Below are 23387 nucleotides of genomic sequence, written 5' to 3' on the forward strand. Positions count from 1 at the left end.
TCTCTTGTGGTTGCCCTTGATCATTCCTCTTGAATTCTGATCCTTAGTTATAACACCCACAACGGCAGAAAAACGCTAATTTCCTTCTTTAGAGAACACGCATATCGTCCCCCTTTGAAGGGGGTAGGGGGATGACAAAGGCGCATGAAGAACCGATTTGCTTATCTACAGAGCAGAGACTTCAATGGCGCTCCTCACCATTGGCAACCACAAGGGATTGCCCCTACATATTGAAATGCGTGAGATCAGCAGGTGTAATCATCCCCCTACCCCCTTCAAAGGGGGACGATATGCGTGAGAAACGGATGCCGTTGTTGGTGTTATCACCAACAACCTAATCTGCGGTAACAAGTGCAAGGGATTACTCCTTCAGTTTCAAGCCCCTTTTGAGAAAAACAGACCTAAATCAAGCTACCTCTCTGGTCTCCACTTCATAGACTTCATTCTCGGAGCGTTGCATTTTGAAGAACATGCGGGAAAAGGGGATCAACATGAAGCCGGCCAGGGCGAAGGCGATAAAGGAGATTTTGAGGTTGAAGGCGTGGGCCAGGTACCCGATCAGGGGTGGTCCGATGAGCATGCCCACAATCCCGAAGGTGGCAATAAGCGAGATGGCGATGCCCGGAGAGTAGGTTTTGGAGGCGCCGGCCAGCGTGTAGGTCATGGGTATCACCGAGGCCGTCCCGAAACCCACGAGCGAGAACCCGATCATGGCCGGCCAGAAGGTGGGGAACAGGATGGCCAGCATAATGCCGGAGAAAATGAATACCCCGCTTAGCATATAGGTGGTGGCCATGCCAATCCTGTCAATGATGAGATCAGACATAAACCTGGAGAGCGCCATGAAGGCCATAAAGGTGAGGTAACCCACCGTAAACACATCTTCCTTCACCACCTGCTGGAAGTAAATGCCGCTCCAGTCAAACATGCCTCCCTCGCAAACCGCGGCAAAGAACACCAGCAAGCCCAGGAACAGGATGTAAGGATCGGGTTTGCTCAGGGTCAGTTTGTTCCCGGAGGTGGATCTGTCGTTCTGCAGCAAATAGCGGAAAGAGATGATGGTGGCCAGCACACTGATCACCGATACCGTGATGAGGTGCGGAACCATGGGAACATCCAGGGAAATGAGTAAGGTGGTGAACCCCACGCCAATGATTCCGCCGGTGCTCCAGAGCCCGTGGAAAGATCCGTTGATCTTCTTGTCAAACTGCTTCTGCAGCGTAATGGCCTGGGTGTTCACCGAGATGTTGAAGATGCGCATGCTCAGGGAGAACATAAACAACACCATAGCCAGGGCCACCGGTGTAGAGGCCAGCCCTATAAAGGAAAGCGCGATGGAATTGAGCAGAAAGCCCACCGAGAGCGGAATCCTGGTCTCAAACCTAGACACGAGCCATCCCGATAACGGCACTCCAATGAGGGAGGAAATGGGCATGGTGAGCAGGATAGTGCCCAACTCGGCCTCGTTCAGGTTCAAGGCTTGTTTAATGGTGGGAATTCTGGAGGCCCAGCTGGAGAAATTGAATCCGGAAAGAAAAAAGAACAGGCTGAGGAAAATCCGCTGCTTCTGAATTAACTGCATCTTAAAAGTTTAACTGCGCAAAGATGCGCTTAATTATTTCTACATGGGGCACAAACCTTGGGCAGGCGCCGCGCTTTGGCGCCTGCTGCTGAAGGAAAAGGCCAAAGGTCATACGCGATTAAGAGCCTGAGGGGTAAAGATCTGGTGGCTCGTTTCTGACGGTGATGTTCTGGATGGGCCGCAGCGCCCGGGTACTGTCTATGTAGATAAAGGCATCGTAGCGCCTGGGTATCACGGAGGGTACGTAATTGCCCAGGTGCTCCAGTTTGGGGTTGTACACCACCCCAATGGCCCGGTGCCCCACCGGCCGGTTCAGCACCTTGTTATCCCGCAGGTCTTTTGAAAAGATGATTTTGTCTGTGGGGCTCAACTGGTGCAGGATCTGCTCCCAACTGCCCTGGGTTGCCGCTGGCACCTCAATTTTCTTCATAGGCGCACCCCAACTGCCGGCCGCTATCACGGTGCCTCTATGAGACCCGAAACCCACGATAAACACATTTTCCTCTCCGTATTCTTTGCGCACCAACTGCCCTACATTAACCTCGCCGCTGCTGGCCATGTCGGTGTAGCGGGCGTCTCCTACGTGGGTGTTGTGTTCCCACACGATGGCTTTGGAGGTAGGGCCGTGGAAATCAAGGAGGCGCTTGAGGGTAAGGGCCATGTGGTGGTCCCGGATGTTCCAGGACTCAGTGTTGCTGTTGACCGCCGCCCGGTAGTAACGCTCCCCGTTAAGCGCCACCAGGGCGTTCTGCTCGGCCACGAAATGGGCTTCTGTCTGGGGTGTACCATTGGCTTGGCCCAGGTTCTGCACTTCTTTCCAGAGGCGGCTGGTTTCTCCCCGGCAATTGGCCGAGGCGCGGGCCACAGCCTCGGCGTACTGCATGGCATCGGCGGAGAAAGGCTGAAAGCACTGGTGCACGCCCCGCGCTGATTTCACCAGGTCTGGGTTGTTCTTCACGTAAGGCATGAGCTCGGTCATGGACTCCCAGAGGCAGTACACATCCAACCCAAAGAAGCCTACTTTTTCAGGGGCGGGTTTTCCCTGGTTGTACTTGTTGAGCCAGGTCACCAAAGAGGCGATCTCGTGGTTTCCCCACATCCAGGTAGGCCAGCGGTCATACTGCTCCAACAAAGATACGGCGGCCGCGCTGTCTTTGGCCGGACCTTTGATGAACTGGTTTACCCGGTAAGAATCGGCCCACTCCCCTTCCACGGCCACAAAGTCAAAGCCTTTCTCCTGCATGAGCCGTTTGGTGATGGCAGCCCGCCACTGGTAATACTCAAACGTTCCGTGAGAGGCCTCTCCCAGCAGCACCACCCGGGCATCGCCTATCTCCTGCAGCAGGATGTCAAGGTCGCGTTCGTCTCTCAGCGGATAATTAGGTATCTTGAGCGTAACTGATTTATCTTTCTTCTGCGCCACTTGCTGCCCTACCAACTGTGTTCCTGCCGCCTGCGGCTGTGGTGCTTTGTTACAACCCAAACACAGCACGCAAAGCAGAAACAGAAACCAACAGCCGGTAGACTTTCTCTTCATGTGGTCCATACAACACTTCTCTTTCTTCTGATGAATTTATTATCTGATTTGATTTTAGAATTTTAGTTTTAGGAGGAATTAAGAAGGAAAGTGCAAACCAAAGCCCTTCATCTCCATCCTCTGGCATGTCCCTATTTACAAGCTTCCGGGGGTAATGCCGTGACTGCCGGTGGTATTATCAGGGTCTACAAAGACGGTTCCCAAGGTTTCAGAATCATCCCGCCGATGGTCAAAAACTACCGGGGCATTCACCTCAGTATCTGCGCCATGGCTGCCAGAAACAGAATCCAGCTGACCGGGGGTTCGAGGATAAGTATTGGGCATCGGGGTGATGGGATTACTCCGGACGGCAGAGGTTTTCCTTTTCTGCTTGTTCCAGAAAATCACCCCTAAAGCGCCGACCAGAGCCACTCCGGCCAAAGCAGAAATGGTTTTCACTTTGCCTTTCCCAGCATCTTCGGGCAACCAGCCGCCGTTCACCTTGTTCCAGTTGGTGAGGGGCTCATAGAGGTTGCCCTGAAAGGCCCTGGATGGTTTGCTCTTGAAGTGATTGGCCGCGATCATCTTCTGCATGTACTTGTCAAACAGTAGGGCGGGCGAGGTCAGGCGCTGAAACCGCATCATGCGAGACATGTTTCCCACGGTGACCTGCTCCTTCGGCTTTATGGTGAGATTGTAGATGGTTCTGGCTACCCGTTTGGCCGGAATAACCGGCTCTGGGGCCTTGATGGCTTTGCCCATGTAGTTACCGGCATGCTGGAAAATAGGCGTGTCAATGACGGCGGGCAGCACGCAGCAACTATGGATATTCTCCTCATCGGCGAGTTCCTGGGACAGGCTGATGCTCATGCCCCTCACCGCGAACTTACTGATGGAATACGGAATAGAGAAAGGCTGCCCTACCAAGGCCACCATGGAGGAAACATTGATCAGCGTCCCGAAGCCCTGGGCCCGGAACTGCCGCACCGCGGCTCTCGCCCCATAAATATACCCAAACAGGTTGATATCCATGAGCTGGCGGATGTCCTCCGTAGGGATTTCCTCAAAGTGCCCGAACAACCCCACGGCCGCATTGTTCACCCAGACGTCAAACCCACTGAAGGCTTCCCGGGCCCGGGCCGCCAGCGCGTTCACCTCTTCTTCTTTGGCTACATCGGTCGGCACGGCCAAGGCTCTCACGCCCAGGCGCTCACATTCTATGGCTACTTCCTCTAACCCAGCCTCAAAACGGGCGGCCAACACCACATCATGCCCTTTACGGGCAAACTCAAAGGCCGTGGCACGCCCAATTCCGCTAGATGCTCCCGTGATTATTGCTACCATTTCTTTAACATTTTAAATTCCTGATCCGGTAAAGAGGTACGCCCGCTACCCTGTTAAGTTGGTGGTCCAAAAGGAATTAGGTATTTCCTACATCCATTCATCGTGCTTACCGCAACTGACGATTACCTGACTTATGGGTTTGCTTTTATTGCCCTTAAGCCGCCGGAAAACACCAAATGGGGAAGAAGGCTGAGAATGGATATAGTAGCTGGTTTAGAAGGGACCCAAACTAAAAAGCACCTCCTCTTGGGAAAATGAGCCCAAAACGGAAGTGCCTTTTGTATTCCTTATCTCTTGGGTGCAAACCCTTCTTAAAATGGGCAAAAACTTACTTTAACTTCTATTTCCTGTATTGAAGGTCGTTAAAAGTAAACGTTTGTCACTGGTTTCCATCCGCACCTCCTTTGCTTATTCCCGTTTTCACTCCCTGCAGAAACGTGAAGTTCTTTCAAGGGCCTGGAGATATACCTACCTAAAACGCATCATCCTAAAAGAATTTAGACCAGGCCACCCTTACCATTAGACTTTACTGAATACCATAGTGTTCGTGCAAAATCCTGACAAACTCCTTCTGGCGGTGAGACCACGGAATGTGGCCGCTGCCCGGGATGAAATGGGCCGAAGCCCCGGGGTACCGCTGCAGCACGTGTTTGCGGCTTTCCTGGATGGGGTCCTCACTTCCATACACAATGGTAATTTTGAACGGCGTCTGCGGCATGTCCCGCAGCACGGGATAGGTAAGGATAGATTTGATGGTTTGGTTGATGGCTTTGGCTTTCACGCAGTCAATGGCGAAATACTCCGGGTGCGACTCCTCAAACCCGCGGCTGAAGTTAAGGAGCGCCTGGCTATAGAATCTTTTATACCCCATGTCACTGCCCAGCGTACCCAATCCCGAGTTCACCAGCATGGCCAGCCACTCAGAAAAGCTGGATTTGGCTTTGTTGTACCGGGCTATCTCCAGGGATGTCTGGGCCCACTGTCGGCCTGTGCCCGAGGCCGAACTGCACAAGAACAAACTCAGCAAACGGCCCGGGTTTTCCTGGGCATACACCTGCGCGTACAGACCGCCCCAGGAATGCCCCAGCAAATGGAATTTCTCCAACTGGAAAAGCTCCGCGATGCGGTTAATGTCTGAGTTGTAGCTCTGCAGGGAGTAGTCGCCGGAAGGGTTGGGCGACTTAAGAGTTCCGCGCTGATGGAAATGGATGACCTGAAAATGCCTGGCCAGGTACTTCACCAGAAAAGTCATGCCCTCCGGTACCCCGGGCCCGCCATGCAGAAGGATAACCGTTTCGCGCCCGTTTTTAGGAAAAGCGGTGGTAAACAGTTGGGTACCCTTATTGCCGATGCGCATTTCCATGGTCTTCGCTTTTAATGTGTAAACTCCGTTTCTCTGCTTCTTCCCTTTTTCCGGCTCAAAAACCACGGACTGACTTACCCTCACTCCTTGCAGGAAAGGTCACTTTTAACTTTCTCCAGCAATGGCCGATTTCACCGCCGCCGTCATTTCTGCCAGCAGCTTTTGCCACACCTCGGGCTCCCCGGCCAGGAAGAACTTCTGGTTGATCTCCAGCTCAAAGCCGGCGTACTGTTCATTGCTAAACTTCTTCCGGAGGTACGTGGGAAAACCGTCATCTACCCCGGGGTACGGCGAATTGTACAGCACTTTCCGGTCTGGGCTCTGCCTCTGGAACTCGGCTTGCATGATGGCAGCGTATTTCTTCTCCCTTGACCTGGCCGGGTCAAACAGAATCCCGATATCCGCCTCCCGCACCTCTCCTTCTTTGGCCGGCGTGAACGTGTGCACCGCCAGGTGCAGTACCTGCTGCCCCTTAGCAATCTCGGCTTTGATCTTTTCCTCCACCTCGTTCCGATGCGGGTAGTAGTATTCGTTCAAAATGTGTTGCTTCTCTTTCTGCGGCAGGGGTTTGGTGAATTGGGAAAACAGCTCGTCACTGTCCAGCGACCTGTTGCCCTCCACCAGCAACCTTGAATAAGTGGTGTAGAACAAGGGCAGGCCCAGCTCTGAGGCAAGATGTTTGGCCAGGCGGAGTGCCCCAAAATCAATGGCCTTATGCGAATAAAGCTCCTCCTCCTTGCCTTTGAACAGGTGCTGGTATTGGTCCGGGATGTCATTGCCGGCATGTTCACAGGTCAGGAGGCAGGTCACAGGCATAGGTATCAGAATAAAGCGTAAGGTATTTTCAAGCCGATTTCAGAAAACAGCCCCTAAACACAGGAACCGCTTTCCCACCAGATTAAAGTTAAATATCGAACTTCAAGGTGCTGCCCTTGGCGGTCACCTCCAAATGCACCATCGCCCCGAAGATGAGTGCTTTGTTCACCTTCCCATGGCCCGCCGGAAACCCGAAACAGATAGGGAAGTCGAAATCCTGCATCACCTCCAGGACAATCTCCTCAGGCGTTTTCCCGAAGGGCGGGTCATCGTCTTCCATTTCCACTAATTCTCCCACCACCAGGCCCCGCACGTACTCAAACTTGCCCGCCTGCTTCAAAGACCTGAGGTAACTGTCTAACCGGAAGTGCTTCTCGCCTACTTCCTCCAGAAACAGGATCTTTCCGTTGGTGTCCACCTCAGACATGGTGCCCTTGGCATTGCACAGAAGGCTCACATTGCCACCCACCAGTAAGCCCTGGGAGGAGCCTTTCCGGTTCAAAGGGTGCGCTTTCACACTGTATTCCAATCTCTCCCCAAACAAAGCCTTGCGCAGAGATTCCCAGGAATCCTTGGTGTACCCGGCCTCCAGATCGGCAGCCATGGTGCCATGGATGGTGGCGGTGCTCAGCATGCCTTGCACGTGCGTATGCAGAAACGTGGTATCACTGTACCCCACGAGCCACTTGGGCTTATATTTGAACTTACTGAAGTTCACCCTGTCAATGACCCGCACAATGCCGTAGCCGCCCATGGTCTGCAGAATGGCCTTGATCTGGTCATTGTCCAGCATTTCCTGCAGATCGGTTTGCCGGAGCTCATCCGGACCCGCCAAACTCCCCTCCCGCGCCCCGATGGTTTTCCCCAGCACTGGTGTCAGTTTCCAGTCCTTCAGAATCTGCACCAACTCTTCCACATATTTCTGCTCAGTAAAAGAACTGGTACTCAGAAGCCCAACCTTATCGCCGGCCTTGAGAAAGGGAGGTAAAATCATGGTATTGCTTTTTTCCACGCAACGGGAGTTCTCACCCCTGAGTTGAGGAAGGGTTTAAAATTAAGTAGTTTCCTCCGGAGGGGATTGCGTATTTGTACGGGTGATTTGCGCGTTGCTTTTGTTGCACTTAGTTCAAGGGTTTGTTTCTCTTAATGTTCTATTGACTTTAGGCTTTTATGCCCGTTTGCATAAGGCTTTGCCAAAGCTCATGTCCCCCTTTGAAGGGGGTAGGGGGATGACTTCTTCTGCAGATCCTTCTTCTCTCTTCTCTGGTTCAAGTTTTCAACTTGGACCTATCATGGTCTGCAGTTTGCAACTGCAGTGAGGCGAAAGCCTCAAACTACTATGGCAAGGGTTTACTTCCGTGACACTCTTTCTTCTGCCTATAATTTCTAATTCTTCCTTGCCAAGCCTCAGAACTGCAGCCGCGGTCTGCGAGCGTTTGTCACTTTTCTCCTTGATGAGAAAAGTAACCAAAAGAATCAAGAAGAAAAGAAACTCGCTGACGCTCAAACAGTCTTTTCTTCATTATGGTACCACCTGGCAAAAGCTATCTGTCCCATAGTGAACTTACGCCATTGCAATTTGAGAAGCCACTGCCTGCGGTCACCGGAGGTTGGGTTACGCATGCGCCCAACCTCCGCCTCCCTGCATGTTAGCTGCCTTGCCTGAAGAACCGCTTCAATACCTGCATCGTCCTACGGACGGGTGGAACGTTGACGTCCTTGCCTTATATCTACGGGTTGGGGAATGTAGAGACAAAGCATGCCTTGTCTCCAACGGGTCTTCCGCAATAACCGGTATCAACCGGAAATAACAAATACTACCTGAGGGCACCCACAAGAGATGCCCCTTCATTATCTCTCTCTGCTGTAGAAAGGTCTTACCCCCTGTGGAATGTGTGCCCCAACCCTACCCACCGTTGTTGGTGTTATCACCAACAACCAAAACTGCCGTTCAACCACCTTTTCACACATTCCAGAATTCCCCTCCTCGGAGGGTCAGGGGTGGGTACCTGTTTCAATCTTGTTTTCTGAAAAATACCCCTTAATCAACCATGTAAATGCTAGGCTAAAATCTTGCCTTCGCGCCTAGCCTATGTTTAGTCAAACCATGGGAATTCGTAGCTTTGAGGCTTTACTTTCATAGAAAAGCAGTGGTAGTGGAAGAATCGGGGGAGAAAAGGCGGGCAGCGGCGGAGAGGAACGGGATTAATGTGCAGAATGAGCGGTCGTTGCATGCAGGTCTGAAATTGTGGTATGCGCAGCCCGAGGATAGGTTTGAGGTGCCGGTGAGTGGTTTCGTGATTGACCTGGTGCGGGGGCCGCAGCTGGTGGAGATCCAGACGCGTAATTTCACGGCTATCCGGCCCAAACTGCAGGCCCTGCTCAAAGAACACAAGGTGCATCTGCTACATCCCATCACGTTTGAGAAATGGGTGGTGCAGGTAGACGCCAAAGGTACCTCGGTGCTTTCCCGCCGCAAATCAACTTTCCGGGGGGCTTTAACTGATATCTTCGAGGAGCTGGTGCGCATCCCGGAACTGGTGAAGCATGAGGGATTCACGTTGGAATTCCCCCTCATCAGGGAAGAGGAAGTCCGCTGCCGTGATGGCAAGGGTAGCAAACACCGCAAGAAGGTGAGCATCAAAGACCGGAAACTCCTGGAGGTCATCAGCTCGCACCGGTTTACCTGCGCCCAGGATTTCCTGCTGTTTCTACCGCCTAACCTGCCGCAGCCTTTCTCTAACCGCGACCTGGAGAAAGCCCTGCTCCTTCCCCTGCACCGGTGCCGCCAGATCACTTACTGCCTCCGCAAAATGGAGGCCCTCACCGTGGTGGGCAAGAACCGGAACGAACTTCTGTACAGCATTCTAAACCCGATCACTGCAGTTCAGGAAAACAGTGCTCTCTCCTCTCCTTCCGTATAAAGGAATTCCTGTTTTTACCCTGATTTTCAGAAAACAAGCTTAAAGCTGCTCTTTGGCCGCAAGCGCCAGCCGTAGACAGAGCATCCAGCTTTGATGTCTTTAGGTATGAAGGGGTTCGGCTACTTTTTTCTGTTTAAAGTTTTTCCAGGAAAGGCCGCATAACTGTGTGGCTTTTTGCCGTATGCATCATTTTGTCTCACTGTAAAGAAGCCAGTAAGATGCAAATCAGGAAGAGAGACGCTTACAGCACCGGACGGGTCACGGCCCGGCCCGGAGTTCCTACCCAGGATAAACCTATACAGGCTGGCGTGGTACAGCCGCTTGGCCTGGATTCCACCAAAGACGGTTTGCTTTACCTCCCCAAAGGGTATGACCGGAGCAAACCGGCTGCCCTGGCCCTGATGCTGCACGGCTCGGGCGGCAACCCCGAACAGGGAATGTGGCTCCTGCAGCGGTACGCAGATGACCACAACATCATCCTTATCTCCCCGGCCTCGCGCAAATACACCTGGGATGTGATCGTGACAGACACTTTCGGGCCCGATACCATTTTCATAGACCAGTCCCTCGCCTTCGTCTTTGATCACTTCAATATTGACCCGGGCAAGGTTGCCATTGGCGGCTTCTCAGACGGTGCTTCCTATGCCTTGTGCATGGGTTTAACCAACGGCGATGTCTTCACCCACATCATTGCCTTCTCTCCGGGCTTCGGCTTTACCCGCGAAAAACACGGCGCCCCCGCCGTTTTCATCTCCCACGGCGTGCATGACGGCATCCTGCCCATTGATCCCTGCGGCCGGTTGGTACACCGGGATTTAAAGAAGGAAGGATTGGAGGTGAAATACCTGGAGTTTGACGGTGAGCACGAGATCCCCGCCAACATCTCGCAAGCCGCCGTTGAATGGTTTTTGAAATAGTTAACAGCTACCCGGAAGTAAACTTAATTACCAGGTTTAGGCGAGGTAAATCCTTCTCCTTTTTATAATCCGGTTCATCACGGATACTGTACTGTCACCTGTTCTCTCATTTTTGGCACCCTGTTTCTATCAAATACTGCCACCCTTTTCTCTTCTTTTTGTCATCCTGAAAGGATCTTGTGGGCCAGCTGTAAAAGCAGTTAATAAAAGCCATTCTCTTCCAGTACAGCCATCCATGGTTAATAAAAAACTGCATCACCTGGTTAAACGCCACTCCCACCAAGCCCCAGTCAACTCAAACCGCCACCTTCCTAAAACCCACCAACGTTCCTAGCTAAGTGCATCAACCATAGCGGATTGCTCTCGTTAAAAAAGTGGTGTATTCTTTAACCTTAACTTACATACTATGGAAAGAGACGACGGAGATCGCTATGATAACGGCGGGAATAGACCCCAGAACAGATTTGACCACTACCATGAAAACTGGTCTGGCCGGGGCATGAGCCGCGATGACCAGCATTATCCTTATGACTCCCAAAATGAACAACATCGTTCCGGGCAGTATTATAACCGGGAGGAAGACTTCCGCCGGAATGACTCTCACCAGTACCGGAGAGACCAGGACGGCCACCATCCTTACCAGGATAATTACCGCCAGGACCGTGACCAGTTCGGGGACGCTTACCAGCGTAACTTCCGGCATGACCCTACCATGCCCCAGGGGCGGGAAGACGATGACCTGATGGGCAACATCCGGCAGGGCTACGGCATCTCCAGCTATGATGGCACCTCAGACCGGTTCAATACCCTGAATAGCGAGCAACGCTATGGCGACCGGCAGGATGAGCAACCCTACTACTCCGGGGCTCAGGACGAATTCAGAAGCGCCCAGTTTGGCAGCGGCCTCGGCGACTCAGGATTGCACTCAGACCGGGGCGTCCCTAATTACAGCACCCGCTCTTTCCAGGAACCTTACGGCTCCGGCTTGGGCAGTTCTTACGGGGGCACCAATTACGGCGGCGGCACTGGTTACACCGGCGGGCACATGGGCGGCACCTGGGGGAATAACTCCTACGGCAGCTACTCAGGCGACATCAGCGGCTATGGCTCTATGAACGACAGTTCCTACGGCAGCGGCATGGGCAGTTCTGGCAACACCTCCTCCCAAAACAATGGCCGCAGCACCAGGGAACTGGGCGGTTTTTAGTAGGTTCTCAGTTTGGTGATATAGAAACAGGTTGAGACACCTGATACCACATAAAGAAAGCGGCGGAACGGGTACTATCCCATTCCGCCGCTTTTCTGTTTTAAGCTATTTGTTTAAGGCTCTTAAGCTTACTCGCAGATATAGGCATAGGAGGTGCTGGTGCCATCTGCCCCCATGCGGGTTAAAGGCCAGTTCTTGTCTGAGTAAGTATGCGTAAAGGTGCGCGAGTAATTGAAAGGTCGCATATCTGAAGTACCGGGTCCTTTCTGAGTACCTTCGGTGGAAGTGAAAGAAACCACCGACGCCGAGTTATTCTTAGACAAGGTAGTTGCCATAGAATTAGGATAGGTGTACATCAGATAAGGCACCCTGTAATGCGGGTTGATCTTGTCATCATGCGTGTATTGCATATTGATCACCACATCTGCTAAAACCTCGGCTCCCCTGAACGAAAGGATCCGGTACTCCCGGCTTTTGATCATGTTTCCGTTCGCGTCATAGGTGTAGGTGATGTCATTGGTGAGGAAGGGCGCCGACCCTAACAGAAAGTAATTCTTTGAAGTGATGATCTGCTTCTGGGCATTATATCCCAACTCCATGGAGGAATTCAGTCCCAGGTTACCGTTCCGATCAGTGTACAGGTTGATCTTCCTGAGCAGGTTTTGGTTGTCATATTCAAACGTGTAGTACTGCATCTCCCGGCCATTTTGCAGGGTAACAGTTCTGGACACCCTGCCCTGGCCATCATACTCGGCTACCAGGTTGAGCGTAGTGGCCGCAGGCAGATTGGTGGTTTCATTGATGACCTCCAGGCGGTCGTTGCCATAGACAAAATCCCGGGTGCGGGTCTGGCCAGTGTTGGGGTTGGTAAACACCTCCCGGGTAAAGTAACAGGCACTGTCTACCACAGCATCTGGGTCCTCTTTTTCGTCTGAACCACAGTTCATGGTGAACAGAGAAAGCGCCAGGAGAAAGCAATAGTTTCGTAGATTTTTTATCATAGACGGGTCTTTAAAATTTCAGCCATCTAATGTAGGCGGCCGGCACCTAATTTACCAAAAATGACGAGGTAAGTAGCTGCCGCTGCCCATAAAAATTTGAGGTCTGGGTGTTACCAGAATTGGCATCAGAAGTCCATCGGTGGCGTAAGGTTTCAGCGCAAACCTTTGGTAGAAGCTCATCATCTGAAGCACCCTGCTCAGGTGGCTCCTGCCCCTGGACGCCCCTGCCGTATTCGCAAAACCAACACCCAGCGTCTCCAAGCAAGGTTAAAACTGATAAAAAACTACTATCCAGCATCTTACATGCTTTACAGCCAGTACAATCCTTATATCTGATTTATTCTATACTCTTTTAGGGTTTATCCGTATAAACCCCTACACCAAAGAACTTATACCATGAAACTGTTAAACCAAACTTTCGCCCTTAGCCTCGGATTTGCCGGGATGCTGCTGTTCTCCTCCTGCTCCCAGGAAGCGCAAAGAGAAACCAACGCTGAAGCAAACGAAGTAGAAACCGAAACCCACGCTGCCGGATCTGAAATCTCCAGCAAGGCGAACGAAGTCGGCAATGAAGCCAATCGTGACCTGAATGACTTCTCTAACTGGGTAAGTGACAAAACATCCCGCGCGAAAACCGCCACCAAGGAAGAATGGCAGGAACTCAAAACCGAGTACAAAACCCGAGAGGCCGAACTAGAGGCCAAAAGCAGCACCTGGGACGAGAAAACCAAACAGAAATGGCAACAGACCAAAAACTCCTGGAACAAATTTGAAGACTCCACCCAGGCCAGACTGGGCATCCCAGAAGACAAGGACTAAGCTTTATTCAAGAGAGGAATATGACTCAGGAGAGATGGCGGGTAACTCCCTAGCGTCTCTCTTTTTTGTAGTGTTTTTATAGAAATGGTTGGAAACGTTGTATGCTGTAAAGTTGAGCGGAGCGGTGACTTGTGGCTGTCCATGATGCCAGTTTGTAACTGGCTTGGTGCGTAATCAGGTAGTGTGTTGCGCCAGTTACAAACTGGCGGTCATTAGTCCTCCAAGTTACCGCTTCGCTCAAACTTGAAGGAGAGCTCCCGCTGGCTTGAAGGAGAGCCTCCGCTGGCGCGAGCGTCCCGCTCGTGTCCGCTGGCATTCCGAACCTCTACCTACAACCGCAGCCCAGCTCCCCTTTCTTAAAGCCCTTTGCCTGCAATACCCAACTTCAATCCAGGTCAATATCAATGATTCCCTTTCCGCCGCTATAATCAAGGGCGCTGCTATACTTCCAATGGTGTGGCTCAGCTACAAATCCAGCTTCTACCGGATTATTATGAATGTACTGTAGCTTTTGCTCAATAACAGCAGGACTCCACAGTTAAACCGGTTGGTTATGCTGTTGCCAGAACTGCCGATTTTGCACATTGCTGTTCTTCAAACCAGCTCTTTCCATCAACCACAGCATCCATTCTTTCCGGCTTTCCTGAACGTTTTCTGCAATGGCTTTCTGCATCTGCTTTGAGGTATGCGCCTTAAAATCCTTTAGAACCGTACTTGGGTTATTTTCTTTCGAGCGGAAAAGCAAATGCACATGGCTCGGCATCACGCACCAGGCATATATCTCCATTCCTTTGTGTTTCCGGCAGTAAGCAAGGCTATCCGTCACAATCTGGAAATACGCTTCCCGGGTAAACACATCTATCCAATATATCACCGCAAAACTTACAAAGTACAGACCTTCCTGATTGTAGAACTTATACTTTCGGCTCATTTGCTTTTGGGCTCTAACAAAATGCAACTTCATTCACCCCGCTGGCGCGAGCTTGCAGCTCGTGTCCGCACGCGTACCTGATCCTCTTTTGCTGATTAACTTACCCTTTCTACTACTTGGCTTGCATTACAATAGTAAAACAATGTTACTACGTAAATAATGTTAATCAGCAATGCGTGCGGACACGAGCTGCAAGCTCGCGCCAGCGAATCTACTAATGTAGTTTAAAGCTGATTGAATTAAACCAGCCTCAAAACACACCAATTCCTAATTACCCCCTCAACTCTTCTGCCAGAAACGGAGCTGTCTTGCTGCTTGGGGCCTTCGCTACTTCCTCCGGGGTGCCGGCGGCCACGACTGTTCCTCCCTCCTCTCCTGCTCCCGGGCCGATGTCCAGGACCCAGTCTGAGGCGGCGGCGACGCGCATGGTGTGTTCTACTACCAGCACGGTGTTGCCGGCGTCTACCAGTTTCTCCAGTTGGGCCATGAGTTTGTCAACGTCTGAGGGGTGCAGGCCGGTGGTGGGTTCGTCTAAGACATATAGGGTGTTGCCGCGGCTGAGGCGCTGGAGTTCGGTGGCGAGTTTGATGCGCTGGGCTTCGCCGCCGGAGAGCTCGGTGGCGGGCTGGCCGAGGCGCAGGTAGCCCAAGCCTACTTCGCGCAGCACGGTGAGAATGCGGTGGAGCGTGGGTTCTTCGTCAAAAAAGGCCCAGGCGGCGTCTACGGTGAGATCCAGGACCTGGGCGATGTTGAGGTCGCCGTAGGTGACTTCCAGCGTGGGCGCGTTGTAGCGGGCGCCGTGGCAAACCGGGCAGGGCGCGTAGACGCTGGGCAGGAAGAGCAGTTCCACCATCACGAAGCCTTCGCCCTGGCAGTTTTCGCAGCGGCCTTTGGCCACGTTGAACGAGAAGCGGCCGGCGTCATAGCGGCGCTTTTTGGCCAGCGGCGTCTCGGCGAAGAGTTTGCGTACGTGGTCAAAGAGGCCGGTGTAGGTGGCCATGTTGGAGCGGGGCGTGCGGCCGATGGCTTTCTGGTCTACCCGCACCAGCCGCTTGACGAGTTCCATGCCGCTCACGATTCTGCCGCCCAGGGTCTGCGGGGCGGGACTTTCCAGCGCATCTCTTTCCTCTTCCTCGGGTTGAATTTCCTGGCCCAGGTGTTCGGCTACCAGTTCTACAAGCACCTGGCTCACCAGGCTGCTCTTGCCTGAGCCCGACACGCCCGTGACGGTGGTGAACACGCCCAGCGGAAAGGCGGCAGAGAGGTTCTGCAGGTTGTTGCGGGTGACGCCGCTGAGTTTGAGCCAGCCGGTGGGCGTGCGGCGCGGGCGGGTTTGCACCGGGGCCGTGCCGAACAGGTAGGCGGCGGTTTGGGAGTTGGTGATCTGTTGCAGGCCTTCGGGCGGACCGCTGTAGAGGATTTCGCCGCCTTTCTCGCCGGCGGCGGGGCCTACGTCCACGAGCCAATCGGCTTGCCGGATCACGTCCAGGTTATGCTCTACCACAAACAGCGAGTTGCCCGCTTTCTTCAGGTTGGCCAGGGCGGTGAGCAGGGCCACGGTATCACTGGGGTGCAGGCCTGCCGAGGGTTCGTCCAGCACGTACACCACGCCAAACAGATGCGAGTACAGTTGCGTGGCCAGCCGCAGGCGCTGCAATTCGCCGGGCGACAAGGTAGGAGTGCTTCGTTCCAGGGACAGGTAGCCGAGGCCCAGATCCAGCAGCACTTGTATGCGGGCGGTCAAATCCTGGGCGATGCGCTGCTTCACCAGTTGTTGCTCGGGGTGGGCCTCGTCTGGCGAGGTGTGGCCGGGAGCAGCGGGTTGGGCGAACGGTTGCAGCAGATCACCCACGCGTTGAAGGGGCAGGCGAGACAGCTCAGTGATGTCATAGCCGGCGAAATGGACAGAGAGCGAGGCGGGGTTCAGGCGTTTGCCGTGGCAGGTGGGGCAGTCTGTGTGGAGCATGTACTGCATCACCCGCTTTTTCATCTGGGGGCTGTTGGTGTGGGCGAAGGTATGGAACACGTGCCGCCGGGCGCTGGTGAAGGTGCCCATGTAATTGGGTTCTTCTTTGCGCTGCAGGGCACGGCGGGTTTGCTCGGGGGTATAGCCGGGGTACACGGGCACCACGGGTTGTTCCTGGGTAAACAGAATCCAGTCGCGGTCTTTCTGGGGCAGCTCGCGCCAGGGGGTGTCTACGTCATAGCCCAGGGTCACCAGGATGTCGCGCTGGTTCTGGCCACCCCAGGCGGTGGGCCAGGCGGCAATAGCCCGCTCCCGGATGGTGAGCGAAGGGTCTGGCACCATGCTTTCCTCGGTGACCTCGTAGATGCGGCCCAGGCCGTGGCAGGTGGGGCACGCGCCCTCGGGGGTGTTGGGCGAGAACGCCTCGGCGTTGATGATGCCCTGGCCCGGCGGGTAGTCTCCGGCCCGGCTATACAGCATACGCACCAGGTTAGAGAGGGTGGTTACGCTGCCCACGCTGGAGCGGGTGGTGGGCGTGCCGCGTTGCTGCTGCAGAGCCACAGCCGGGGGCAGGCCCTCAATGGCGTCTACCTCGGGCACGGCCATCTGGTGGAACAGCCGCCGCGCGTAGGGGCTCACACTCTCCAGGTAGCGACGCTGGGCCTCGGCGTACAGCGTCCCGAACGCCAGCGACGACTTCCCCGATCCCGAAACGCCCGTGAACACCACCAGCGCATCCCGGGGGATGGAGAGGTCTACGTTCTTCAGGTTATGCTCGCGTGCCCCGCGAACGGTGACGAAGCCGGGGAAGAAAGTTTCGCTGCCATGTTGAGTAGGAAATGACATTTTTTAAATAAAATCAATGGTAAAAGTTTTTACTTGCAGAATAGTGTTTATATTAAATTATATTACCCACATTAAAAAATTTCTTAAGTAAATTATGGCTTTGATAGAAGTTCTAGGATACCCTTATATAACATATAACCAAGACTATTCCAGAATACATTGGAAAGAAGCAGCTTATATAATCAGGAATTCATATGGTTATGTAACCATTAGAGAACCAAGTATAGTAAAGGAAGCCTTACTTGGCATAAACAACTACTTTCTCCAATCTATAAGTGAAATAATTAATGAACACAGAAGTTTAAAACTTTTATTATATATACACAAACTACACGAGTCCTCTATATTTATTGCAAGTGAAAAGGACAATAATATTCAGAGACTTAGACGACATTTTTCTAGTCAAAATATAGTTGAACTTTCCTCTGTACGAAGAGTATTAAAACTTTTAATGGAAGAAATAATCACTGAAAATTTTAACGAAGAAGTTAATGAAAAACTAATAATTGAAAGCATTTCAGAAACAAGTTTAATTAACATCATAGAAGAACTTCTATATCTTGGAATGAACGCCCTTCAAACTATAGAACAAATTAATATAACTTCGTTTTTTAAATATGCGGTTTATTTGAAATCATCAAAAAAAGATGGATTAACAGTTTATATTAAAAATCCTTTTAAAGATTTAATCGAATATACTAAAAATGATATGCAAAAATACCCTAACAGGTATTACAACAATATAAATGAGGAATTGGAGGATAAACTTAAAGAGCACTTCGGTATAAACATATCTGAGTTCCAGAAGTCACTTCCAAAAAGTTTAGGCTCATACCTTATATCTAAAGAAGATTTTATAAAGGAACAAACAATTGAGAATAGACAAGCACATAAATTAGAAGATTTTTACGAAGGATTGATAATAAATTCTTCCAAAAAGATCCCTTTGGAACAATCCTTTCTGAAGATGCAGGAAAATAATAGACTCATGTACAGGCCCATCATAGAATTTAAGGATATTAATGGCAACCAATACTGGCTACTTGGTTCTGGCAAAACATCCGAAAGTCTCCATGCTCTAAGAAGCAATGCAATTTTATGGGGGAAATTACCAAATGAATGGAAGCAAGAAAGAGCATTGAAACAGTTAGAAGACAAGGCAGAATTATATAGAGAAGAATCAATGAATGAATTAATTTCAAATATATTAAATAAATACAACCTTATTTACGACAAAGATATATCAACTTTGTATGACAATAAAGGAAAAGGTTATAGAATAGATACTGAAGCAATAGGACAGATAGATTTAATTATTATTAATGAAGAACATAAAAGAGTATTCATTTGCGAATGCAAGAATAACAGACCAAGGTATGATCTATACTATTGGAAGAGTGACCACGACCAATTCTCTAATTCATCTAAAAAAAGGAATTATGAAAAGCAGTTAACAAATAAACACCAATGGGCATCAAATAACACTAAGTTAATAGAATCGCACTTTAATTATTCAAAGCAAAAAAATTATGATTTTTCCGAATGGACAGTAGAGGGCATGTTCATTTTAATGTCTCCATCCATTTACAAAAATGACGGCCTGTTTACCACACTAACAATAGAAGACCTTGAAAATTTCATAATCAATGATTTCACAAGCCCATATGAACCATTTAACTTTATCCATAAAAGCGGAAAGGAATATTTAATCGAATACCCCTACTTAAAGAACACAAACATCTTGTTTGAAAAAGGTTTAATAGATTAGTAAAAGAATCAAGCCCTTTCCATTAATAATAATTATTAAGAGTTATGCACAAGGAAAGTCTTTTTGAATTAATACGTAAAGAGGAAGTTATTTTATGGGCAGGAGCCGGGTTCTCTATGTATGCAGGATTTCCTTCAGGGAATAAATTAGTTGAATTCATTTATGATTCCTTAACTCCTTCCGAAAAAAAAATTATCCAACCAAATCTTTCCTTATCCGATTTAACTGAGGAATATGGTAGAATTAAGAAAAGCCGAAATCCTCTCATAAGATTATTAAAACAAAGAATCGAGCAACACGTCCCCTTAAGTACAAAATACCATGATCTAATTACTACCATACCACACTTCAAAACAATAATCACAACAAATTACGATAGTTTGTTTGAAGATTCATTTGGAACCCAAGCTCAAGTTATACTATCTAATAGAGACATTCCCTATTTAGAAAACAACAAAGTTCATATTTTTAAGGTGCACGGTGACTTTAGAGAATTAGATAGAATAATTATTTCGAAGTCAGACTATACCAATTTCTTCAACAAAGAGAAAGATAGCTTGTACTGGACTGTTGTAACAGAAAGAGTATCTACAAAGAATGTTTTGTTTTTGGGCTATAACCTAGAGGATTCCAATATAACCAGTCTATTTGATAAAATTTATGACAATTTAGAACAACATACCAAAGAAGCGTTTTTAGTTGCTCCAAATTTACCACAACATAAAGTAAATGATTTAGTTAGAAAAGGTATTCATTACATAGATTCAACTGCTGAAGAGCTTATTGATGAACTTATATTTTCCCTTAAAGAAACTATACTAGGAGACCTTGACAAGAAATATGTTTCCCCAGAAACTTTCAGGAAGTTTTTAGATCTAAATGGCCTTATTTCAAAAATAAAAAGCAGCGGAGATGGGTTTGAATTAGAATCCTTAGAAGGAAAGCAAGGGTTCTACGAGGGAAAAATGGATTTAAAGCTTAATAACAATAATTCCTTCTTTCAGAATTTCAACCAGTTCATACAAGGAAATAGAAATTTAGAATTCACCATATCTAAAGACAACATTATAAACACTAAAATAACTTTACAAGGGCTTAAACATCCTTCATCTGATGATATAGTTAAAATACATATAAAGAAGAGACCTTCCTTAGACGAGCCAATTGATATTGTCTTTAAAAACGGAGATGAGTTTTCAAATATCCCGTTGAAAATTTTTCCTGGAAAAGAATGTGTAATTCTATCTGAACTTCACAAAGCTTTATTTGAATTTATATTAAATCCAACTGAAGCACCTAAAATTAAGATTTCATTCAATTTCTCAGATAACATTGAATTTTCCAAAACAAAGGATGGCATAGAAGTATACAAATTATTGCACAACTTATCCAAAGGTGAAATTTTTTCTGTATTTCTAAATGATGGTACAAAATACACCCATAACCTTCCATATCTTGATCAATATTATGATCTATCCAAACAAAATTTAAATTATTTTGAATCATTAAAAACAATAGAAACATTTTATTCGATTAGATTCACAAACATCGTTGTTACAGAAGAAAGCTTCCTATCACTTAATAAAGTATCCAATATAATAAATAAAAAATGGCAAACAATTAACAGAAATATTGATTTAAGAATTGATTTAAGTTCTCTTAATAATGAGCAAAAAGAAGCTATACTAGAATTAGAAAACCAAGAAAGGGAGGTTTTTTATCCGGGAGAGAATTACGAGTACATAGAATTGCACAATCACACCCTTAATATCGGTAAACCGATTTTCATAATAACAGATCCTTACATCGAAAACTTAGAAAGAATCAAATCTAAACAGGACTCAATGGCAATAATTAAAAGCAGAGACAATCAATTAAAGGTTGTATACTCATTAGATAAAGAATAACGTAACCAATCCCTTATACATTTCAATATTTAACTTACTTCAATAACTTTTCTCTCTTATTTATATTTATTAATTATTTACATACTTTATATTAACTCATCTACCCATGCTCCGCACCGAAGCTTCTACTCCGCTGGCGCAAGCCCGCCAAAGCCGGGTTTCCTCCATTGATGTGGTGCGAGGCTTGGCCATTGTCATAATGGTGCTAGACCACGTACGGGATCTGCTCCACACAAACTCATCCATCAATAAGCACCAAAGCAAAACCCGTTCTGGGCCTGTTTTCTGAAAAACAGGCTCAGAACGGGCTTCCCATTTAATCCTCCCTAAGCGCCCTTCTCTTTATAAGGAATGGTGTTGCGGAGGCTCGCTATCCGTTCCTCGCTGAAACCCGGAAGGGGCAGGTCATTGGCCTCGCGCCATTGGCGAACCTGGGCCTCGGCGGCCTGGGTTTTCTCTTCAGACAGGCCGGTGTCGCGGCCCAGGTACAGCGTCTGGGACGGAAACGCCAGCCCCGATCCGCTGGCATTGATCACGTCCAGCATGCGCAGCAGCAGGTCCTCCTGGATCTCCAGGAACTCGTTGTAATCGGCGGTCATCACGTAGGAGAACACCTCCAGGTTATACGAGGAGGCCCCCACGCCCACAAACCGCACCCTGGCCGACTCGGGGTCAATCTTGGGGTGGGCGTAGAGAATGCTCCGAAGCTCCACCAGCAGGTACCGGATCTGGTCGGGGCTGGTGTCACAGCGCACACCAAAAGTGGGGTGGAACCAGACGCGGTCGCGGTGCGCGTAGTTCTCAATGCGCTGCGAGGAGAAGTCGCCGTTGGGGATGGTGACCACCGTGCGGTCGTTGGTGCGGAGGCGGGTAGAGCGCATGCCAATCTGCTCCACGGTACCGGTGGTCTCGCCCACCTTGCAGAAGTCCCCTACCCTGATGGGCTGATCTGCGATGAGTGTCACGCTGCCCACAAAGTTCTCCACGGTTTTCTGCGCGCCCAGCGCCAGGGCAATACCACCAATCCCCAGAGCCGCCAAACCGGTGGTCACGTCAAACCCTAGCGTGCCCAGAAAGGCAATCACTCCGAAGACCACAATCGCGATCTTGGCCCCGCGCCGCAGAAACAGCACCGCCGAGAGCGCCGCCTGGTTGCGTTTGCGGGTGAGGCGCCGCTCCAGGTACTGAGCCATCACTTCAATGAGCCGCCAGAGCAAGAGCAGGAACACCGCCAGGCCAATGAGCACCGTTAACTGGCTGAACTGCTGGCGCACAATAATGGAGATGCCCACCCGCTGCGTAGTGATGATAAACAGCCACAAAGCCAGGTACAGTTGAATGGGCAGCGAGAATGCCTGGATGATGGCCGCAATATGCTCTTCGCGGGCCCGGCGCCAGCCGTGCTTCAAGAAAAACACCGAGGTCTTGATCACCACCCATGACGCCGCATAGGCCAGCACCGCAATGAGCAGCAGGAAAAACCACTGCCCCACCGGCACGCCGTTCCACTTGGTTTCCACGGCCACCTGCGGCATCACTTTATCCGCTAAGGGCTTATCGGCTTCCTCAATTACTGGTGGTATACGCTGCACCGTCTGCGAGGAGAAAAGCCAGATGGGTCCGCCTTCCGCGTCTTCCATCTTCTCCAGGAACAGGTCAAATTCCTCGCCGTTGACCGTGGCCTCCCCTACCCGCTCCAGGTTGGGTCCCAGGTTATCGTCTTCGCGGCCTTCGTAGGTATCGCTCAACAAAGAGTACGGTACAATCTCGCCGCTCTGGTCTAAGAGCCGTTGCAGGGCATGCGCCAGCTTGGCCCCGTTCTGTTTTTGGTCCAGGGTGCTGTCTAGGTTCAGGTACAGGGCAGCCTTTTCATAGTTCTCCCGGGCAATGGACCTGATAAAGCCCTGCACCGCTCCCCGTGGCGTGCGCCGGCCCAGGGTGTCAATGGGCCAGTCGGGTTCCACCGCTTCGGCGGCGGTAGTGTCTTTGGTCTGCTCTTGCGCCAGGGCAGGCAGCGAAAGCAAGGTCAGGGCAAAAACCAAAAAATAGCATCTCAGGCCCCTGGCCCAGGTATGTTTTTCAAGAAAAGGAAAGGGGCTGAATACGGGCAATAGTTTAATCATAAGGGATCTCTGTGGTGAAATAATAACACAGGTAGTGGGCAGAAAACCAGGGTACAGGCTGGCCCGGATTCAGGCAAGGCACCTTCCGGCTTTGGTTCTGGCCCACTTGCCTTAAAACGATTCCCGGGTGCATGTGTTATGAAATCCCTGCAGAACCACTGCAATTCAGACGGGCATGCTAAAGCTTTTTCCCCTCAGCAATGATTATTTCCCTTCTCCTTCTGGGTATGCTGAAACCATCCTCTTCCGGCTTTTTGCCTGGGCACATGAAAGTCCGTCTGGCAGTCTGCAGATGGTCAATCAAAACTGCAGAATTATTCTGGCTTCCGGTGCACGAATTTACCCCTACTGCACGGT

17 protein-coding genes are annotated in these 23387 nt (G+C 50.1%); 7 read left to right on the top strand and 10 right to left on the bottom strand.

The features are described 5' to 3' along the window. Positions 1-406: 406 nt before the first annotated feature. From J3P35_RS15165 to J3P35_RS15190, 6 genes are all read right to left on the bottom strand, one after another. On the bottom strand, positions 407-1582 hold the full coding sequence (locus J3P35_RS15165; RefSeq protein ID WP_210465410.1) for an MFS transporter: 1176 nt from the start codon (positions 1580-1582) through the stop codon (positions 407-409). A gap of 118 nt (positions 1583-1700) precedes the next feature. Further along, the gene (locus tag J3P35_RS15170; protein WP_210465411.1) at positions 1701-3119 is read right to left on the bottom strand and encodes an erythromycin esterase family protein; all 1419 of its coding nucleotides are present in this window, start codon (positions 3117-3119) and stop codon (positions 1701-1703) included. Positions 3120-3254: 135 nt separating this feature from the next. Then, the gene (locus J3P35_RS15175) at positions 3255-4442 is read right to left on the bottom strand and encodes an SDR family NAD(P)-dependent oxidoreductase (RefSeq protein ID WP_210465412.1); all 1188 of its coding nucleotides are present in this window, start codon (positions 4440-4442) and stop codon (positions 3255-3257) included. A gap of 526 nt (positions 4443-4968) precedes the next feature. Then, complete coding sequence (locus J3P35_RS15180) at positions 4969-5805, bottom strand: alpha/beta fold hydrolase (RefSeq protein ID WP_210465413.1); 837 nt, start codon at positions 5803-5805, stop codon at positions 4969-4971. A gap of 105 nt (positions 5806-5910) precedes the next feature. After that, entirely contained in the window at positions 5911-6621 is a 711-nt protein-coding gene (locus tag J3P35_RS15185) for an N-formylglutamate amidohydrolase (protein WP_210465414.1), read from the bottom strand. 88 nt (positions 6622-6709) lie between these two features. Then, complete coding sequence (locus J3P35_RS15190) at positions 6710-7615, bottom strand: S66 peptidase family protein (RefSeq protein ID WP_210465415.1); 906 nt, start codon at positions 7613-7615, stop codon at positions 6710-6712. A 1156-nt stretch (positions 7616-8771) separates the two neighbouring features. On the opposite strand from J3P35_RS15190, the gene J3P35_RS15195 reads away from it, so the two are divergent. The 3 genes from J3P35_RS15195 (at position 8772) to J3P35_RS15205 (ending at position 11669) form a co-directional block, all read left to right on the top strand. Further along, entirely contained in the window at positions 8772-9545 is a 774-nt protein-coding gene (locus J3P35_RS15195) for a hypothetical protein (protein ID WP_210465416.1), read from the top strand. A 218-nt stretch (positions 9546-9763) separates the two neighbouring features. Beyond that, positions 9764-10462: an alpha/beta hydrolase gene (locus J3P35_RS15200; protein ID WP_246850239.1), complete on the top strand. Its 699-nt coding sequence runs from the start codon at positions 9764-9766 to the stop codon at positions 10460-10462. A gap of 406 nt (positions 10463-10868) precedes the next feature. Further along, the gene (locus J3P35_RS15205) at positions 10869-11669 is read left to right on the top strand and encodes a hypothetical protein (protein WP_210465417.1); all 801 of its coding nucleotides are present in this window, start codon (positions 10869-10871) and stop codon (positions 11667-11669) included. Positions 11670-11797: 128 nt separating this feature from the next. Here the strand turns inward: J3P35_RS15205 and J3P35_RS15210 are convergent, their stop codons facing one another. Then, the gene (locus J3P35_RS15210; RefSeq protein WP_210465418.1) at positions 11798-12670 is read right to left on the bottom strand and encodes a hypothetical protein; all 873 of its coding nucleotides are present in this window, start codon (positions 12668-12670) and stop codon (positions 11798-11800) included. Between the two features lie 396 nt (positions 12671-13066). On the opposite strand from J3P35_RS15210, the gene J3P35_RS15215 reads away from it, so the two are divergent. After that, positions 13067-13489 (top strand): hypothetical protein, encoded by a 423-nt coding sequence (locus tag J3P35_RS15215; RefSeq protein ID WP_210465419.1) that lies wholly within the window; start codon positions 13067-13069, stop codon positions 13487-13489. A gap of 538 nt (positions 13490-14027) precedes the next feature. On the opposite strand, the gene J3P35_RS15220 is transcribed toward J3P35_RS15215, so the two are convergent. Then, on the bottom strand, positions 14028-14420 hold the full coding sequence (locus tag J3P35_RS15220) for a transposase (protein WP_246850240.1): 393 nt from the start codon (positions 14418-14420) through the stop codon (positions 14028-14030). 271 nt (positions 14421-14691) lie between these two features. Then, positions 14692-17232 (bottom strand): excinuclease ABC subunit UvrA, encoded by a 2541-nt coding sequence (uvrA, locus tag J3P35_RS15225; RefSeq protein WP_210465420.1) that lies wholly within the window; start codon positions 17230-17232, stop codon positions 14692-14694. Between the two features lie 94 nt (positions 17233-17326). Here uvrA and J3P35_RS15230 point away from each other — a divergent pair, with 94 nt between their 5' ends. The 3 genes from J3P35_RS15230 (at position 17327) to J3P35_RS15240 (ending at position 21196) form a co-directional block, all read left to right on the top strand. Continuing rightward, the gene (locus J3P35_RS15230) at positions 17327-19000 is read left to right on the top strand and encodes a hypothetical protein (protein WP_210465421.1); all 1674 of its coding nucleotides are present in this window, start codon (positions 17327-17329) and stop codon (positions 18998-19000) included. A gap of 44 nt (positions 19001-19044) precedes the next feature. Then, the gene (locus J3P35_RS15235; protein WP_210465422.1) at positions 19045-20907 is read left to right on the top strand and encodes an SIR2 family NAD-dependent protein deacylase; all 1863 of its coding nucleotides are present in this window, start codon (positions 19045-19047) and stop codon (positions 20905-20907) included. A 106-nt stretch (positions 20908-21013) separates the two neighbouring features. Continuing rightward, positions 21014-21196, top strand: coding sequence for a heparan-alpha-glucosaminide N-acetyltransferase domain-containing protein (locus J3P35_RS15240; protein WP_210465655.1), 183 nt, complete (start codon positions 21014-21016; stop codon positions 21194-21196). Between the two features lie 37 nt (positions 21197-21233). Here the strand turns inward: J3P35_RS15240 and J3P35_RS15245 are convergent, their stop codons facing one another. Continuing rightward, positions 21234-22949, bottom strand: a complete 1716-nt coding sequence (locus J3P35_RS15245) for a mechanosensitive ion channel family protein (protein WP_246850241.1) — start codon at positions 22947-22949, stop codon at positions 21234-21236. Positions 22950-23387 lie beyond the last annotated feature (438 nt).

This window comes from Rufibacter roseolus, assembly GCF_017916365.1.
GTDB classification, from domain to species: domain Bacteria; phylum Bacteroidota; class Bacteroidia; order Cytophagales; family Hymenobacteraceae; genus Nibribacter; species Nibribacter roseolus.

What these genes read in the sequence shown, in the direction of transcription:
- J3P35_RS15170 (WP_210465411.1), bottom strand. Translation starts at nt 3,119, where the DNA reads ATGAAGAGAAAGTCTACCGGCTGTTGGTTTCTGTTTCTGCTTTGCGTG.
- J3P35_RS15190 (WP_210465415.1), bottom strand. Translation starts at nt 7,615, where the DNA reads ATGATTTTACCTCCCTTTCTCAAGGCCGGCGATAAGGTTGGGCTTCTG.
- J3P35_RS15180 (WP_210465413.1), bottom strand. Translation starts at nt 5,805, where the DNA reads ATGGAAATGCGCATCGGCAATAAGGGTACCCAACTGTTTACCACCGCT.
- J3P35_RS15185 (WP_210465414.1), bottom strand. Translation starts at nt 6,621, where the DNA reads ATGCCTGTGACCTGCCTCCTGACCTGTGAACATGCCGGCAATGACATC.
- J3P35_RS15220 (WP_246850240.1), bottom strand. Translation starts at nt 14,420, where the DNA reads ATGAGCCGAAAGTATAAGTTCTACAATCAGGAAGGTCTGTACTTTGTA.
- J3P35_RS15230 (WP_210465421.1), top strand. Translation starts at nt 17,327, where the DNA reads ATGGCTTTGATAGAAGTTCTAGGATACCCTTATATAACATATAACCAA.
- J3P35_RS15210 (WP_210465418.1), bottom strand. Translation starts at nt 12,670, where the DNA reads ATGATAAAAAATCTACGAAACTATTGCTTTCTCCTGGCGCTTTCTCTG.
- J3P35_RS15165 (WP_210465410.1), bottom strand. Translation starts at nt 1,582, where the DNA reads ATGCAGTTAATTCAGAAGCAGCGGATTTTCCTCAGCCTGTTCTTTTTT.
- J3P35_RS15240 (WP_210465655.1), top strand. Translation starts at nt 21,014, where the DNA reads ATGCTCCGCACCGAAGCTTCTACTCCGCTGGCGCAAGCCCGCCAAAGC.
- J3P35_RS15215 (WP_210465419.1), top strand. Translation starts at nt 13,067, where the DNA reads ATGAAACTGTTAAACCAAACTTTCGCCCTTAGCCTCGGATTTGCCGGG.
- uvrA (WP_210465420.1), bottom strand. Translation starts at nt 17,232, where the DNA reads ATGTCATTTCCTACTCAACATGGCAGCGAAACTTTCTTCCCCGGCTTC.
- J3P35_RS15200 (WP_246850239.1), top strand. Translation starts at nt 9,764, where the DNA reads ATGCAAATCAGGAAGAGAGACGCTTACAGCACCGGACGGGTCACGGCC.
- J3P35_RS15205 (WP_210465417.1), top strand. Translation starts at nt 10,869, where the DNA reads ATGGAAAGAGACGACGGAGATCGCTATGATAACGGCGGGAATAGACCC.
- J3P35_RS15235 (WP_210465422.1), top strand. Translation starts at nt 19,045, where the DNA reads ATGCACAAGGAAAGTCTTTTTGAATTAATACGTAAAGAGGAAGTTATT.
- J3P35_RS15175 (WP_210465412.1), bottom strand. Translation starts at nt 4,442, where the DNA reads ATGGTAGCAATAATCACGGGAGCATCTAGCGGAATTGGGCGTGCCACG.